This is a genomic window from Providencia sp. wls1914, assembly GCF_009706645.1.
In the GTDB taxonomy this organism is placed as follows: Bacteria; Pseudomonadota; Gammaproteobacteria; order Enterobacterales; family Enterobacteriaceae; genus Providencia; species Providencia zhijiangensis.
Window position 1 is genome coordinate 448,370 of record NZ_WLUN01000004.1, and the last position, 16,061, is coordinate 464,430.

A 16,061-nucleotide genomic window follows, 5' to 3' on the forward strand; every position below is an offset into this window, starting at 1 on the left:
GGATGAGATAAGGTATTAGGAGACTAAGAATAATTCCTAGTTTTTCATTATTTCATTTCAAAATGTGGGCAAGTTAACAATTATTTTGGTACCACTTTGGGTCGTTAGCGTCCAGTCGCCACCTAAGGCTCTGACTCGCTCCTCAATTCCACGCAAACCAAAGCCTGATGTGCGTTTGCTAAAGGGGATGCCCACACCATTATCATCAACAATTAGCTGTATCGAGTCACCATGTTGATTTAGTGATATGTGGATTTTTGTGGCTTTGGCGTGCTTACTGATATTGTTCAGTAGCTCTTGAACTAAACGGTAAAGGGTGAATAACACTGTTTCATTGGCTGGGGTTTCAGTTAATCCGTAATGAAAGTCACATTGAATATTGTTTTCTTTAAAAGCAAATTCACCAATTAAATGGGTGAGTGCGTTTTCAAGGGACATTTCATCGAGTACAGGCGGACGTAATTGGCGCAATAGATGGCGGGTGGCTTGGTGGATCTGTAGTGCCAGCTCGTTAATTTGGCTAGCAGCGTTATAGCTTAAATCGTTAGCCGCAGTTTTTTTCACCAACATAGATTGGATTTGGATTGCAGTAATATTTTGTCCAATTTCATCATGAAGTTCACGAGCGATATCTTTCTTTACATCTTCTTCGGTGTGGACTAATTGGCGCATTAAATCACGACGGGCATGAAGCTCTTCTTCTAATCGCTGGCGGTAGCGTTGTAAGTTACTTGAGAGTTGCTTTTGGCGGCTGATTGCAATACCTAATCCAATACCAATCAGGGCTTGAGAGCTTAAAAAGAGTTGTAGCTCTTGGAGATCATCAAAAGCACCTTGGAACTGTCTTGCAAAGGTGATGATTAAGCTTCCCAGTAATGCGGATAATACACCGCCTTGCCAGCCATAACGATATGCCATAAAAATATTGGGAATAAAGACCAATAAAACAATCAGTTGCTCAATTTCAGGGGCAAAGAAAATTTGGGCACTTAAGCCGACGAGACAGAAAAGAAAACACCAAATAATCAATGAAGTACGTAATTGCTTATCCGTGGTTCCGTAGTCGAGCAGCATATGATAGTGCTGCTCATGCAAGTATTCATAGATAAGATAAACAAAGGGGGAGAGGAGAATTCCACCTGTGAATGTGGTTAAGAATAATTGGCTAATGGAATATTGAGATAAAAGCCCCAACAGTAAGGCATTGAGTATGCTATTGGCGGCCACACCAGCCAGTAACAAAATAAGTCTTTGCCAATAAAGTGTATATCGCCACCAAATATTTTGGATAACCATCGCAACCAGCAGGCTCAATATTGGGGATAACAGCAAAATAGGTTGAGTGAGTAATTGTTCTTCTGCAAGCCAGTAGGTCAGCAGCCCTTCAGCGAGTAAAACGGTTGGCCAGTAGCGTCGCCATAAGAGGATCATCAAGGTGAGGCGTAAGGCTTGCGGTAGAAATAGGGTGGCTTGGAAGCTATTTTGGCTGAGATAAAAGCCGATGATCCATAATCCCACCCAAATCAGTGAGTAGGTAAATAATAGGAATAGAGACTGTAATCCTAAACGAGCCGCTTTGTTCATTACTATTTACCTTGTTAGGGCGTTACCTTACTGGAAAGAAAGTCTGTCTATCGAGAAATGATGTTGTGTTCTAAGGCGTAGTGCACTAAATCAATGGTGTTTTCGCATTGCAATTTCCCGAGAACATTCGCGCGATGTACATGCACTGTTTTATGGCTGAGGTTTAATTGTTCCGCTATGACTTTCACACTGAGACCTGCCACCAGTAAATCAAAGACTTCGCGCTCACGGTTAGTGAGTTCTTGAACACCTTGTTTTTGCTGCGGTGTTTGGCGCAAGGCGCGCATTGCATCAGCACACAAGTAGCATCCACCTTGGTAAACAGAACGTACCGCTTGGACTAATTCTTCAGGTCCGCAGCATTTGGTGAGATAGGCGCTGGCACCAGCATCGAGTGCACTTTGCACGAAAGCAGGGGTGTCATAGATGCTTAAAATAATAGTACGAAACTCGGGCTTTTTTTTACGTAAACGGGTTAGCAGTTGTAAACCGCTCTCATCTGGCATTGATATATCCATAATTGCCACATCAATATCGAGGCTAATTAGGTGTGGCCATGCTTCTTGCGCACTCGCATATTGCCCCACAATACTAATGTCAGGTTCTAACGTCAGTAATTGGGCAAAACCGGAGCGAACAACAATATGGTCATCAATAAGGGCTATTTTTATCATTGTAATGTTAAGAGTAAGTAGGAGACCATTTGCCAGTCTTATATCAATATAGGGATGGATAAGCTAGCGGAATAACATAAAATTCTGACGTACATCAGAAATGAAACGCGCAGGATCATAGCGATAATAAATAGGATGGCAATATTTTATTTGGGGATGAAGTGAGTTTGCCATCAAATAAAATAGGTTTTGGTGAATGACTATACACTCGCTGCTAAAATACCGTGAAAGCGAGTGTGAGAAAGGAATTAGCTTATTTGGGCTTCAAGAATTGATAAATCACAGTCAGTTTTAATAAAGTTGGTGACTTTTAAGTCTGCTTGATGCAATAGCAGCTCAAAATCTTCTTTAGAACGTTCATCAGCACCCACGTTGATGTTGGTGCATAAAAGTCCCATTAATTTTCCAACATGAAGGTGGTTACTGTGTGGGAAATGGTAATCAATCAGTAGGATTTTTGAGTCATCTTTCATGGCGTTACGGATGACGTTGAATATTTTCACTAGTTGTTGATCGTTCCAGTCATGGGCTATCATTTTTAAGATATAAAAGTCCGCAGTAGGAACTTTTTCAAAGAAAGAGCCATTTTCAATGGTCCAGCGTGTATCTTCGTTTAAATCATGCAGAATGTGTTTGTCAACCACGGCTTTCAGATCAAAGAGAATGCCTTGTGTTTTGGGGTTGTTCTTCAATATTTCGAGGAGTAACCCTCCAGTTCCGCCACCAATATCGGCGATTACGCTATTTTCCGGGAACGCATATTGGGCGATGATCGATGGAATTTCAATTCGTGAGAGTGATGCCATGCCATCATGAAAATTATCAGCGGCGTTAGCTTGTTTTTCCCAGTAATCAAAAAAGGACTTGCCGAAGATATGTTCAAAAACGGGTTCTCCTCGAGCCATCTCTGAGAAATATAATGAAGGTAGCCAAAATGTTTGGTCAGTAAGCATTAAGATGGCTCCTCGCATCGAATAAGGATGTTCGGCTAGCAGAAATTCAGCATCCGGAGTTAGCGTGAATTGGCAATCATCAATAGCGGAGAAAATATTTTGTGTGGCAAGTAGGCGTAGAATCTGATGGATCATCGTGGCATTTGCATCAATTTTTTGTGCGATTTGCTCAGCGGTTTGAGGGCCGTTTTGCAGATGTTCAGCCAACTCTAATTTTACTGCCGCACGTAAGGCTGCCTGAAAAATAAAACCAACGGATTTGTGAATTAATCGAACGCCAGGTTCTAGATGAGAAAAAGAGTGAGATAACGACAAGCTCATAGAGTCTCCGTATATAAATGAATAGGGTATTTTTATTAGGAACTTGAAGTATCGTAGGGAAGGGAGAAACCATCAAAACTATAAATTAACTATGCCAATATAAAAAACAATAAGATCACTAGGTTACACTAGCTTTCATTGTTACCCGAATGCGACTTAACCTAAATGTCTAATATTGGCGACAAACATGGATCTTTGGTGTCTCTAAAAGGAGACATTTATCTTATTGATAAATAAGTTATTTAAAAATGAGGGGATTCACTGTCTTAAATTGGAGACAGATTTGTGGTGGGTAAGTGGTGTTTTTCTGTATTCAGAGCAATTCAGAAATGATGCAAATGAGTAAGAAAATAAATTCATATAAAAATCAATTAAATAAAAACTTCATTGAAAAATTGGCATGGGTTGTGCATAATATTTGTTAGTTGCTCATTCAATTGCTTATGTAGGTCCAAGCTTGGGGAAACCTAGCAAATGGGAACATACCACATAAAACCCGAATGATGCCAAAGTAAGGTGCCTACCGTCCGATATCATCGATATTCGCTTTCGAGCTTTATCAAACACAGGGCGACACGTGGAGTGAGGCACCACCTATATGATTATCTTTAATGAAAGACATAATCATATGCAAAAAATCGACATTCAAGCGTAATGCCGAGTATCGCTGGCGGAGGTGAGAAGCAATTCTTCCCTCCGCCTTCCCATTTCTGGGGCATCAATATTCCTTTCTATCAAATTAACCCTTCCATTCAATCGCGGTATATTTAATCTATTTATCTGAAATCATTCACGTTTCAGTTACTTTTTTGGCATGTTCATTGCTATCTATTTGTCTATTGGTTTCTCTATCATCAATGTAAACAGCACTTTTCGCATTAACGGGAGTTCTGCTACCATTGAATTACATATAAATAGGCAAGAGATGAATGCGTTGAGTAAATTGCGTCTTTTTCCGCGCTCATTGCGGCAGTTAGTGGTCATGGCTTTTTGGTTAGTCCTTTTACCATTATTGGTATTGGCTTATCAGGCTTATCAAAGTCTAGAACAATTGAGTAACCAGGCTGCGGATATCAATAAAACTACGCTGCTTGATGCTCGGCGCAGTGAAGCGATGAGTAGCCTCGCGCTGGAAATGGAGCGCAGCTATCGCCAGTATTGTGTATTGCAAGATAAAGCCTTACAGACGCAGTATGAAAAGCAGTTTGCTGATTATGAACAGATGCTGGAACGCCAAAAAACTATTTTGCCAGAGACACCTGAAGTGCTAGGGCTCTTTACTGGGCTGCAAAAGCTGAAAGCGATTAGTTGTGAAAATAATGAACCGATGGAAGCCACGACTAAAGTGTTAGAGCAATTCTCAGCACAAAATACGGCTGTCGTTCAGCAAACTCGAGAGGTTATTTTTAGCCGCGGTGAACAGCTTCAAAAAGCCATTGCGAATAAAGGACAATTATTTGGTTGGCAAACACTGATCCTCTTCTTGCTAAGCGCACTGTTGGTGACCTTATTTACTCGTATGATTATCGGCCCGGTTAAAATCATTGAGCGAATGATTAACCGTTTAGGAACAGGATTGACTCTGGAAAATGATACTGACCGCTTTAAAGGCCCAAGAGAGCTACGGATCATTGCTCAGCGAATTATTTGGTTAAGTGAGCGATTGGCTTGGTTAGAATCCCAGCGCCATGAGTTTTTACGTCATATTTCCCATGAGCTGAAAACGCCATTAGCCAGTATGCGAGAAGGGACGGAGTTGTTGGCGGATGAGGTTGCAGGTCCGTTAACCAGCTCGCAAAAAGAGGTCGTTGATATTCTTGACCAGAGCAGTAAGCATCTTCAGCAACTTATTGAACAGCTTCTTGACTATAATCGGAAATTAGTCGATGAGCCGCCCGTTGCCCAGCAAGTCGATTTGAAAAAGCTTATTGAAGATATTGTTAATGCACATAATTTACCCGCAAGAGCGAAAGATATTACCACTGATGTTCGCTTAAAGGTGGACAGTTGCCTTGCAGAACCGACCTTACTCGGAAGGGTTATTGATAATATCTACTCCAATGCGGTGCACTATGGTGGCGAATCAGGTAATATTTGGATCTCAAGCCGCAGGACGGGGAATAAGTTACTCATTGAGGTTGCCAATACGGGCACGCCTATCCCTGAGTCTGAGCAAAATATGATTTTTGAACCTTTCTATCAAGGCAGCCTCCAAAGAAAAGGCGCCGTCAAAGGAAGTGGGTTAGGGCTTAGCATCGCGCAAGATTGTATTAAGCAGATGGGTGGTGAATTATCATTAGTGCCACATAAATCCGCGGATGTTTGCTTCCGAATTGAATTGCCTTTAACCGCAGAGAACGAATAATAATGCAAAACAGGTCTACAAATTTTTTGACGGTATTGTGTAACGCAATATTGTTGAAGACAAAAGCGAGATTGTTAAAGACAAAAACAATCTCAATTCGCCGTGGGGCAAGTATTAAGTCTTCCCGCGTAGGTACTCCTTTGGGAATGATTTTATTCTCGCTCATTTTAACGGGGTGTGTGGCGAAGAACGGTCAATCACCATTAGAAACTCTCGCCAAAGTCGTTATCCCAGAAGTGAAAACCACGGATTACCGTTACGCTTCTTGTGAATCAATCTGGGAAAATCAAGAACCTGTTTCACAGGAAAATGCCCTCTATTGGTTACGTATGATGGGCTGTGTGGACAGAATGGATGCTGACAAAGCCCGTGCTGAAGCGAAAAAGATTGAAGTGAATGATTGGTCTACTTCATTTACTAAAAACATTCTATTAGGTTCAGCTGAGCCGACAATCGCTGAACGTCGCCAAATGCTCGATAGCATCAACACCTATAGTTTGAGCTTCCCAACGCCAATTCGCCCATTATTGCAATTGTGGCGCGAGCAGCAGGTTCAAGTGATCAATCTTGCAGATGCAAATGCCCGTTATAAACGTATGCAGCAAGAGATGGATGCAAAGCTTGACCGTCTAAAAGAAGATAATGCCAAGTTGCGTTTTGAGCTTAATAGTACTTCCCGCAAGTTAGAGAACTTAACGGATATTGAACGCCAGCTCTCTTCTCGTAAGAAAAATGCGAATGAAGTTGAAAAAGAAGATGAAGCCGCTGTCGCTGAGCCAACAGAAACGAAGCCAGCCCCAGCCGAACAAAATTCCTCGGAGAATAAAGCACAATGACCGGCCGTAAGTCAGCTAACTTACTTTTGGTGGATGATGATCCTAGCCTGCTAAAATTACTTGGTATGCGTTTGAGCAGTGAAGGTTTTAAAGTCTCAACAGCGGAAAGTGGGCCTGAAGCACTAAAATTACTCCAGAAAGAAAAAATCGACCTCGTTATTAGCGATTTACGCATGGATGAAATGGACGGCATGGCGCTGTTTGATGAAGTGCAAAAAGCCCACCCTAATCTTCCGGTGATTATTCTCACTGCTCATGGTTCGATCCCTGATGCGGTTGCGGCAACGCAGCGCGGGGTGTTTAGTTTCTTAACCAAACCCGTTGATAAAGATGCGCTTTATAAAGCCATTGATGAAGCGTTAGCATTATCTTCCTCACCGATGAGTGATGAAGAGTGGAGCGCTGGCATTGTCACTCGTAGCCCGCTGATGATCCGCTTGCTTGAGCAGGCGCATATGGTGGCACAATCGGATGTGAGTGTACTGATTAATGGGCAAAGTGGTACGGGTAAAGAAGTATTAGCGCAGGCTATCCATAAAGTTAGCCCGCGTGCTCATAAACCGTTTATCGCAATCAACTGTGGCGCATTACCTGAACAATTGCTGGAATCTGAACTGTTTGGACATGCTAAAGGCGCGTTTACGGGAGCTGTCAGTAGCCGTGAAGGGCTATTTTTTGCTGCCAGCGGTGGGACGCTCTTTTTAGACGAAATTGGTGACATGCCGATGCCGCTGCAAGTCAAATTGCTGCGTGTTCTACAAGAACGTAAAGTTCGCCCGCTAGGAAGTAATCGCGATTTAGATATTGATGTACGCATTATTTCTGCGACCCACCGTAACTTACCGAAAGCGATGGAAAAAAATGAGTTCCGTGAAGATCTCTATTATCGTTTGAATGTGGTGAACTTGCGGATCCCTGCGTTGAATGAACGCTCGGAAGATATTCCGTTATTAGCTAATCATTTATTACGTGAAGCTGCGAGCCGCCATAAACCCTTTGTGCGCAGTTTTTCGAGCGATGCGATGAAGTGCTTGATGACCGCAAGTTGGCCCGGAAACGTGCGCCAATTAGTGAACGTGATTGAGCAGTGTGTCGCATTGACGACATCTCCAGTGATCAGCGAAGCCCTCGTTAGCCAAGCTCTGGAAGGCGAAAATACGGCGCTACCGACCTTTGTGGAGGCGCGTAACCAATTCGAATTAAATTATCTGCGTAAATTATTGCAGATGACCAAAGGCAACGTGACCCAAGCTGCACGCATGGCGGGACGCAACCGTACCGAGTTTTATAAATTACTTGGGCGTCACGATTTAGAAGCGAATGATTTTAAAGAATAAAACCTTTATAGCCTAAAGGATTAAGGGAGAACAAACACGTTATGAGCCGTAAGCTTAATATCTCACTGGCACAACTTAACTGGCTGGTTGGCGACATCGAAGGCAACTGCGATCGTATGTTGCAAACTGTTGAAGAACAGGCTGAAAATACTGATATTGTCATGTTTTCTGAGTTGGCTCTAACAGGGTACTCCCCTGAAGATTTACTCTTCCGCCACGATTTTGAAGAGCGTTGCACCGCGCAATTAAAACGTTTACAACAAGCTAGCGGTCAATGCGGGATCATCGTGGGTCACCCGTGGTACGAAGATAATGAAATTTATAACGCATTATCATTTTTCTACCAAGGCAAGCTATTAGCCCGTTACTTTAAGCAAGAGCTGCCTAATTATGGTGTTTTTGATGAGCCTCGTTATTTCACTGCAGCGGAAAAAACCTGCGTGGTGGAATTCAAAGGTTATCAGCTCGGTTTACTGATTTGCGAAGATATTTGGTATGACGAGCCGATTGATGCGGTGAAAGGGGCGGGTGCTGAGTTAGTTCTCACCATTAATGCTTCACCGTATGATTTAAACAAAGAGCACATTCGCAGTGATCTGCTGGTGGAACATGCTCAGCGTACCGGTTTGCCGATTGTCTATCTTAACCAAGTGGGTGGACAAGACGAACTCGTGTTTGATGGCGGCTCGAAAGTGCTGGCAAACAAAGGCAAGCAAGTCTACCAAATGGCTGAGTTTGCGGAACAAGTGGCGACAGTCACCTTTGAAGATGTGAAATTAGTGACTGAGCAGCCGAAGCAGCCTGAAGCGTCTCAAATTGCGCAGGTGTATCAAGCATTAGTGTTAGCAACCCGCGATTACATCAACAAAAATGGCTTTAATGGGGCGATTTTAGGGTTATCCGGTGGGATTGATTCAGGATTAACTGTGGCGATTGCGGCGGATGCTATCGGTAAAGATCGGGTTCAAGCCGTTATGATGCCGTTCCGTTACACCTCTGAAATGAGCATCCATGATGCTAAAGAGCAAGCGGAATTACTGGGTGTTGAGTTTGATATCGTCTCCATCGAACCAATGTTTGATGCTTTTATGACGCAATTGCAACCATTGTTTGAAGGCACTCAACCGGATACCACGGAAGAGAACTTACAAGCTCGTTGTCGCGCCGTGATCTTAATGGCGATGTCCAATAAGCGTCGCCGTTTAGTATTGACGACCAGCAATAAAAGCGAATCCGCAGTTGGGTATTCAACGTTGTATGGTGATATGGCGGGGGGCTTCGATGTCCTTAAAGATGTGCCAAAAACGCTGGTCTTTGAACTGGCTAAATATCGTAATACAATATCGCCAGCAATTCCGCAGCGCGTGATTGATAGACCACCTTCAGCGGAACTGGCTCCAGGGCAATTAGACCAAGATAGTTTACCGCCTTACGATGTGTTAGATGCCATCTTAGACGGTTATGTAGAAAAAGATTTATCTGTAGCTGACCTTATCAAGCTCGGATTTGATAGAGAAATTGTTCGCAAAGTTGTGCGTCTTGTCGATATTAACGAATATAAGCGCCGTCAGGCTCCTGTTGGACCGCGGATCACAATGCGTAATTTCGGTAAAGATCGTCGTTATCCGATTACCTCAGGTTTTGGCCGTAAAAACTGGTCATAACAGGAACTGAAAATGAAAAAAATTGATGCAATTATAAAGCCATTCAAACTTGATGATGTGCGCGAAGCGTTAGCCGAAGTGGGGATCACGGGTATGACGGTGACTGAAGTGAAAGGCTTTGGTCGCCAAAAAGGTCACACTGAACTGTATCGTGGCGCGGAATATATGGTGGATTTTTTACCAAAGGTAAAAATTGAAATCGTTGTGCCGGATGATATTGTTGAAAGCTGTGTAGAAACTATTATGCAAACGGCGCAAACCGGTAAAATCGGTGATGGAAAAATCTTTGTGTATGATGTCGCTCGCGTCATTCGTATTCGTACGGGTGAGCAGGATGAAGAAGCGATTTAACTAGAATGAAAAATGCGGTAACGGGATAAATATATCCTACATGGGATGATAATATATTTATATGCGAGTCCGTTACCGCAAAAATTAAAAAATATTTATAACTAAAGTTTTAAAAACAATTCACTATAATGAATAACTGCGATTAATTTAACGGTAATACTTTATGAGGGCCAAAACACTCATAATGAATGTTATCAGCAGCAATACCCATTTCAATTAACTGCTTTCCAACATGTTGCATAAAGCCGACAGGTCCACAGAAATAGAATTGCATATTTGGCTGAAGCACTTTCTCTTTAACTTGTGTTAAATCCAGTAATCCACGGTATTGGTAATCTTCACCCAGTTGATCTTGTGGCGCTGGTTGATTAAACCAAACTGCTGAATGACCTTGGGTATGTTGTGATATCAACTGGCTAACTTCTTGATTAAAAGCGTGTACATCCCCATTTTCAGCAGCATGTAGCCAATTCACAGGTGCTTGATGTTGGTGCATGGTGAGGTGGTTAAGCATGCTGAGCATTGGTGTTAAGCCGACGCCAGCAGAAATTAAAGTCACTGGCGTTTTCGGTTCGACATCAAGGTAAAAATCACCGCATGGTGGCGCTAAACGAACAATATCGCCTTCATTGAGATTTTGATGTAAGAAGCCAGAAACGGTGCCTTGCTCTTCACGTTTCACCGCAATACGGTAGGTTTTCCCATTTGGCGCAGTAGTGAGTGAATACTGGCGAATTTCTTGATTTTCAAAACTATTTTCATTCAGGTACACAGTAATATATTGCCCTGGACGATAATCCGCCACCGCTTTACCATCTACCGGAGTGAGTTCAAAACTGGTGATAACAGCACTTTGAGGTTGTTTTTTAGTGACTTTGAATTCACGTAAACCTTCCCATCCTCCGGACTTTTCCGCATTTTCACGGTAAATCGTGCTTTCACGATTAATGAAAATATCCGCCAGCACGCCATAAGCTCTTCCCCATGCGTCTAACACTTCTTGGCCTGGGCTAAGCAGCTCATCAATCGCAGCGAGCAGGTTTTCCCCAACAATTGGGTAGTGCTCAGGTTTGATATTTAAACTGGCATGTTTCTGGGCAATTTTCTCCACTGCGCCAATTAACGCTTCAGGGGTTTCAATATGGACTGCATAAGCGCAAATAGCGTTGAATAGGGCTTCACGCTGATCGCCATTCGTTTGATTTCTCATATTGAAAATATCTTTCAGCTCAGGATGTTGTTTAAACATTCTGTCATAAAAGTGAGCGGTTAATTTAGGGCCAGTTGCTGCGATGGCAGGGATGGTGGATTTAATTGTGGCGATAGTTTGTTGGTCAAGCATACAGGTACTCCTGAATTATTTTCATAATATTATGAATTTATAAACATGCATTTTGCATGCAACTTATAATATTTAGCGGGAAATGTAAATAATTAACGCATCAAAAAGTGGGGGAATTCACCGCAAAATTAGAGGTAGCTAGCAAAGTTAGATATTCGTCTCGGTATTATTGAAATGTGCGCTATTATATTTTGTGTTGTTTAAAGGTATCTGAAAGCAAAAAAATTAATGCAATCGTTTGCGTATATTTTTTCTTAGGGGCTATCTCAACGACGAAAAAGAGTTTACACTGTCAGTCATTAAGTTGAATTGATTGTTACCTTATTGAATTGCTGAGGCAGGAGAAGCGAATGTTAAAGCGTGAAATGAATATTGCAGATTACGACCCACAACTGTGGGAAGCAATGGAAAAAGAAGTACAACGTCAAGAAGAACACATTGAATTAATTGCTTCTGAAAACTATACCAGCCCACGAGTTATGCAGGCTCAAGGCTCTCAGCTGACCAATAAGTATGCGGAAGGTTATCCAACTAAACGTTATTATGGTGGTTGTGAATTCGTTGATGTGGTTGAGCAATTAGCTATCGACCGCGCGAAAGAGTTATTTGGTGCTGACTACGCAAACGTACAGCCACACTCTGGTTCACAAGCTAACGCTGCGGTCTATATGGCGCTGCTGCAACCAGGTGACACTGTATTAGGTATGAACCTGGCGCACGGCGGTCACTTAACTCACGGTTCTCCAGTAAACTTCTCCGGTAAACTGTATAACATCGTTCCTTACGGTATCGATGAAAGCGGTAAAATCGATTACGACGATATCGCGGCTCAAGCGAAAAAACATCAACCAAAAATGATCATCGGCGGCTTCTCCGCATATTCTGGTGTGGTTGATTGGGCTAAAATGCGTGAAATCGCTGACAGCATCGGTGCCTACCTGTTCGTTGATATGGCACACGTTGCGGGTCTGGTGGCGGCGGGTGTTTACCCTAACCCAGTTCCACATGCTCACGTCGTTACGACAACAACACACAAAACTTTAGCGGGCCCACGTGGTGGTCTGATTTTAGCTAAAGGCGGCGACGAAGACCTGTATAAGCGTTTGAACTCTGCGGTATTCCCAGGTTCACAAGGCGGTCCTCTGATGCACGTTATCGCTGGTAAAGCGGTAGCACTGAAAGAAGCGATGGAGCCTGCGTTCAAAACTTACCAACAGCAAGTTGCAAAAAATGCGAAAGCAATGGTAGAAGTTTTCCAAAAACGCGGCTTTAAAGTGGTGTCTGGCGGTACTGAAAACCACCTGTTCTTAGTTGACTTAGTTGACAAAGATATCACTGGTAAAGATGCTGACGCTGCACTGGGTCGCGCAAACATTACGGTAAACAAAAACAGCGTACCTAACGATCCGAAGAGCCCGTTTGTCACTTCTGGTGTGCGTATCGGTTCTCCTGCAATTACACGTCGTGGCTTCAATGAAGCAGATGCACGCGAGCTAGCTGGCTGGATGTGTGATATTCTGGACAACCTCAATGACGAAGCAACCATTGAAGCTGTTAAACAGAAAGTATTAGCTATCTGCAAAAAATACCCAGTTTACGCATAATGGTAATTAACCAATAGCGTGCAGTGAATTAGCACGATAAACCCGCTTCTACATTTGGTAAAAGCGGGTTTTTTGTTGTCCGTTTTAAACCCCTCAATAGTAGGGGAAGATGAAAATAAGGGAGGAGTGATGGTTATTCCATCAACGCGTTGGCTAGCGATTGATTATTTTACCTACTTTTTTGCCTACAGTATTTTCTTACCATTTTGGTCCGTGTGGCTACAAGGTGAGGGAATAGATGCAGAAATGATAGGGCTTTTGTTAGGTATTGGACTTGCGGCGCGTTTTCTCGGTGCGATGTTTATCACTCCCCAGGTTAAAGAGCCTTCCAAACTGATCAATGCATTACGATTACTGGCAGCGCTTTCCCTTATTTTCTCCATTGGATTTTCATTCGGCTCCCATTGGGCGTGGCTGATGTTTGTCATGATTGGATTTAACCTATTTTTTGCTCCTATGGTGCCATTAGGGGACTCATTAGCAGGAACATGGCAGAAACAATTTACGTTTGATTACGGCAAAATCCGAGTTTGGGGCTCAATTGCCTTTATTATTGGCTCGTCATCAATGGGGTATTTTGCTGGGGTGTGGGGACATACCTCGATAATGGTCGCATTAGTGATCAGCTGCGCCGCCCTATTATTGGGAGCCATGTTGAAACCTGCGATTATGCCAGCGGGAGTAGCAAAAGCGGAAGGTGCAAATAAAGTCTCATTCAAGCAACTGATCGCAGATAAAAATATACTGATGTTTTTAATCTGTGTGACTTTATTGCAAGGTGCGCATGCCGCTTATTACGGGTTTGCTTCGTTGTTCTGGAAAGAAGCGGGTTATTCTGATTTAGTGATCGGTAATTTATGGTCGCTGGGTGTGGTGGCCGAAGTGATAGTCTTTATGCTGAGCCATCGATTATTCCGACGCTGGAGTGCCCGTAACTTACTTTTATTATCCGCAGTGTGTGGGATTATCCGCTGGGGAATGATGGGGGCATTTACTGCATTGCCTGTGTTAATTATTGTGCAAATATTACACAGCGGAACCTTCACCGTTTGCCACTTAGCTGCGATGCGATTTATTAGTGCGCGTAAAGAAAATGAAATTATACCGTTGCAAGGGGCTTATTCTGCCTTAGCGACTGGAGGCGGGCTTGCGGTGGTTACTATTATGGTGGGGTATATTTATGAGCGTATGCCTGACCAACATGGCGTCGTGTTTTATTTGATGGCGCTCTTGGCTGTGCCTGCGCTGTTTATTCGACCAAGAGTGACGGCTCAGTCTTAGACTGGAGTTACCGTAACGCAATAATAAAAAGGGCGCTTAGTTTTCACTAGCGCCCTTTTTAGCAAATTTAACGAGGATTAAATTAACGTTTTAATGCTTCAGATAATTCATCTTTCATTGCAGCCAGAATATCGCGAACAACGCGTGGGCTACCTGCGACTAAGTTACCTGATGCTAAATAGTTATGACCGCCTACGAAGTCAGTCATGATCCCGCCCGCTTCACGCATGATTAGTTCGCCACCTAAGAAATCCCATGGTTTTAAACCGATTTCGAAGTAAGCGTCAACGCGACCCGCAGCCACATAGCATAAATCCAGAGCTGCTGAACCCGTGCGACGGAAATCTGCACATTGGTCAAACATTTTGCCCATGATGTTCATGTAGATAGGAGCGTGTTGCTTGTGTTTGAATGGGAAGCCAGTTGCGACAACTGCGCCTTCAAGGTCGCGTTTCTCAGCCATACGTAAACGGTAACCGTTCATTTGAGCGCCTTGACCACGTACTGCAGTAAACAATTCGTTACGCATAGGGTCATAGACAGCAGCAACCTCTGTACGGCCTTTAATGCGTACGGCGATAGAAACTGAGAAGTGAGGGAAACGTTTTGTGAAGTTGGTGGTGCCATCCAGTGGATCGATTACCCATTGAATATCTTCATCTTTGCCTAATAACTCGCCACTTTCTTCAGTGATGATAGTGTGGTCTGGGTAAGATTTACGAATAATATCAACGATGATTTGTTCAGCGTCACGGTCAACGTTAGTGACGAAATCGTTAGCACCCTTTTGGGTTACTGTTACGTTCTGAGGATCTTCATAGTTTTTAGCTATGTAATTACCAGCCTTACGTGCAGCACGTATGGCGATGTTAAGCATCGGATGCATGGGTATTTTCCACTGGGATGTTAAAGAACGAAAATCAAGAGACGCAAAGTATATAGATGTTCGTCACAATAAGCAATTTTGTGTTAGACTCTTGCGATTAATTTTTCATGACAACGTATAAACCATGCTAGAAAATATTCGTATCGTTCTTGTTGAAACCTCACACACTGGCAATATGGGCTCAACCGCTCGTGCAATGAAAACCATGGGGCTTTCAAACCTCTATTTAGTTAACCCACTCGTTGAACCTGATTCTCATGCTATCGCGTTATCCGCGGGGGCAAGTGATGTGATTGGTAATGCAAAAATCGTAAAATCTCTCGATGAAGCATTAGAAGGGTGCAAATTAGTTATTGGTACCAGCGCACGTTCTCGTACACTTTCTTGGCCAATGGTCGAGCCTCGTGAATGTGGAGTTAAATCAGTTGAACAGTCAAAAGAGTCACCGGTCGCAATTGTTTTTGGCCGTGAGCGTGTCGGTTTAACCAACGAAGAATTGCAAAAATGTAATTACCATTTGTATATTCCGACCAACCCAGAATATGGTTCTCTGAATTTGGCAATGGCGGTTCAATTAGTTAGCTACGAGATTCGCATGGCGTATTTGGCAATTGCTGAAAAAAATACGCAAACATCGACCGATGATGAGGTAGAATACCCACCGGCTGAAGATTTAGAACGTTTCTACGTTCATCTTGAAAGCGTATTGAATGAATCGGGCTTTATTCGCAAGGCGCATCCGGGATTAATTATGAATAAACTGCGACGTTTATTTACCCGTGCCCATGTAGAAACCCAAGAGTTGCATATTCTTCGCGGCATTTTGACATCAATGGAAAAATGGGCGAAAAAATGAGGTTAAT

10 protein-coding genes and 3 pseudogenes are annotated in these 16,061 nt (G+C 43.0%); 8 read left to right on the plus strand and 5 right to left on the minus strand.

Annotated features, from left to right (window positions below; translation table 11 throughout):
* Positions 1–36 precede the first annotated feature (36 nt).
* The 3 genes and pseudogenes from GKR74_RS04245 to GKR74_RS04255 form a co-directional block, all read right to left on the minus strand.
* A pseudogene (locus GKR74_RS04245) lies at positions 37–1,584 on the minus strand (MASE1 domain-containing sensor histidine kinase).
* 47 nt (positions 1,585–1,631) lie between these two features.
* Positions 1,632–2,258 carry a response regulator gene (locus GKR74_RS04250; RefSeq protein ID WP_154602662.1) on the minus strand — a complete coding sequence of 209 codons (627 nt, stop codon included), beginning with the start codon at positions 2,256–2,258 and terminating at the stop codon, positions 1,632–1,634.
* Between the two features lie 248 nt (positions 2,259–2,506).
* The gene (locus tag GKR74_RS04255) at positions 2,507–3,532 is read right to left on the minus strand and encodes a methyltransferase (protein WP_154602663.1); all 1,026 of its coding nucleotides are present in this window, start codon (positions 3,530–3,532) and stop codon (positions 2,507–2,509) included.
* Positions 3,533–4,457: 925 nt separating this feature from the next.
* Here GKR74_RS04255 and GKR74_RS04260 point away from each other — a divergent pair.
* From GKR74_RS04260 to glnB, 5 genes and pseudogenes are all read left to right on the plus strand, one after another.
* Positions 4,458–5,897, plus strand: a complete 1,440-nt coding sequence (locus GKR74_RS04260) for a sensor histidine kinase (RefSeq protein ID WP_154602664.1) — start codon at positions 4,458–4,460, stop codon at positions 5,895–5,897.
* Positions 5,898–5,968: 71 nt separating this feature from the next.
* A pseudogene (qseG, locus tag GKR74_RS04265) lies at positions 5,969–6,787 on the plus strand (two-component system QseEF-associated lipoprotein QseG).
* Positions 6,730–8,070 (plus strand): two-component system response regulator GlrR, encoded by a 1,341-nt coding sequence (glrR, locus tag GKR74_RS04270; RefSeq protein ID WP_154602666.1) that lies wholly within the window; start codon positions 6,730–6,732, stop codon positions 8,068–8,070. The pseudogene qseG and the gene glrR overlap by 58 nt, the downstream one beginning before the upstream one ends.
* Positions 8,071–8,111: 41 nt before the next feature.
* Positions 8,112–9,734, plus strand: coding sequence for an NAD+ synthase (locus tag GKR74_RS04275; protein ID WP_154602667.1), 1,623 nt, complete (start codon positions 8,112–8,114; stop codon positions 9,732–9,734).
* A gap of 12 nt (positions 9,735–9,746) precedes the next feature.
* Positions 9,747–10,085, plus strand: a complete 339-nt coding sequence (gene glnB, locus GKR74_RS04280; RefSeq protein ID WP_004921424.1) for a nitrogen regulatory protein P-II — start codon at positions 9,747–9,749, stop codon at positions 10,083–10,085.
* A 142-nt stretch (positions 10,086–10,227) separates the two neighbouring features.
* Here the strand turns inward: glnB and hmpA are convergent, their stop codons facing one another.
* Entirely contained in the window at positions 10,228–11,427 is a 1,200-nt protein-coding gene (gene hmpA / locus GKR74_RS04285; RefSeq protein ID WP_154602668.1) for an NO-inducible flavohemoprotein, read from the minus strand.
* Between the two features lie 350 nt (positions 11,428–11,777).
* Between hmpA and glyA the strand changes: the two genes are divergently transcribed.
* Positions 11,778–13,031, plus strand: a complete 1,254-nt coding sequence (gene glyA / locus GKR74_RS04290) for a serine hydroxymethyltransferase (protein ID WP_036949469.1) — start codon at positions 11,778–11,780, stop codon at positions 13,029–13,031.
* A gap of 129 nt (positions 13,032–13,160) precedes the next feature.
* The gene (locus GKR74_RS04295; protein ID WP_154602669.1) at positions 13,161–14,312 is read left to right on the plus strand and encodes a 3-phenylpropionate MFS transporter; all 1,152 of its coding nucleotides are present in this window, start codon (positions 13,161–13,163) and stop codon (positions 14,310–14,312) included.
* 82 nt (positions 14,313–14,394) lie between these two features.
* On the opposite strand, the gene suhB is transcribed toward GKR74_RS04295, so the two are convergent.
* The gene (gene suhB / locus GKR74_RS04300) at positions 14,395–15,198 is read right to left on the minus strand and encodes an inositol-1-monophosphatase (protein WP_154602670.1); all 804 of its coding nucleotides are present in this window, start codon (positions 15,196–15,198) and stop codon (positions 14,395–14,397) included.
* Between the two features lie 124 nt (positions 15,199–15,322).
* On the opposite strand from suhB, the pseudogene trmJ reads away from it, so the two are divergent.
* A pseudogene (trmJ, locus tag GKR74_RS04305) lies at positions 15,323–16,060 on the plus strand (tRNA (cytosine(32)/uridine(32)-2'-O)-methyltransferase TrmJ).
* Position 16,061: the final 1 nt, after the last annotated feature.

What these genes read in the sequence shown, in the direction of transcription:
- GKR74_RS04250 (WP_154602662.1), bottom strand. Translation starts at nt 2,258, where the DNA reads ATGATAAAAATAGCCCTTATTGATGACCATATTGTTGTTCGCTCCGGT.
- GKR74_RS04255 (WP_154602663.1), bottom strand. Translation starts at nt 3,532, where the DNA reads ATGAGCTTGTCGTTATCTCACTCTTTTTCTCATCTAGAACCTGGCGTT.
- GKR74_RS04260 (WP_154602664.1), top strand. Translation starts at nt 4,458, where the DNA reads ATGAATGCGTTGAGTAAATTGCGTCTTTTTCCGCGCTCATTGCGGCAG.
- glrR (WP_154602666.1), top strand. Translation starts at nt 6,730, where the DNA reads ATGACCGGCCGTAAGTCAGCTAACTTACTTTTGGTGGATGATGATCCT.
- GKR74_RS04275 (WP_154602667.1), top strand. Translation starts at nt 8,112, where the DNA reads ATGAGCCGTAAGCTTAATATCTCACTGGCACAACTTAACTGGCTGGTT.
- glnB (WP_004921424.1), top strand. Translation starts at nt 9,747, where the DNA reads ATGAAAAAAATTGATGCAATTATAAAGCCATTCAAACTTGATGATGTG.
- hmpA (WP_154602668.1), bottom strand. Translation starts at nt 11,427, where the DNA reads ATGCTTGACCAACAAACTATCGCCACAATTAAATCCACCATCCCTGCC.
- glyA (WP_036949469.1), top strand. Translation starts at nt 11,778, where the DNA reads ATGTTAAAGCGTGAAATGAATATTGCAGATTACGACCCACAACTGTGG.
- GKR74_RS04295 (WP_154602669.1), top strand. Translation starts at nt 13,161, where the DNA reads ATGGTTATTCCATCAACGCGTTGGCTAGCGATTGATTATTTTACCTAC.
- suhB (WP_154602670.1), bottom strand. Translation starts at nt 15,198, where the DNA reads ATGCATCCGATGCTTAACATCGCCATACGTGCTGCACGTAAGGCTGGT.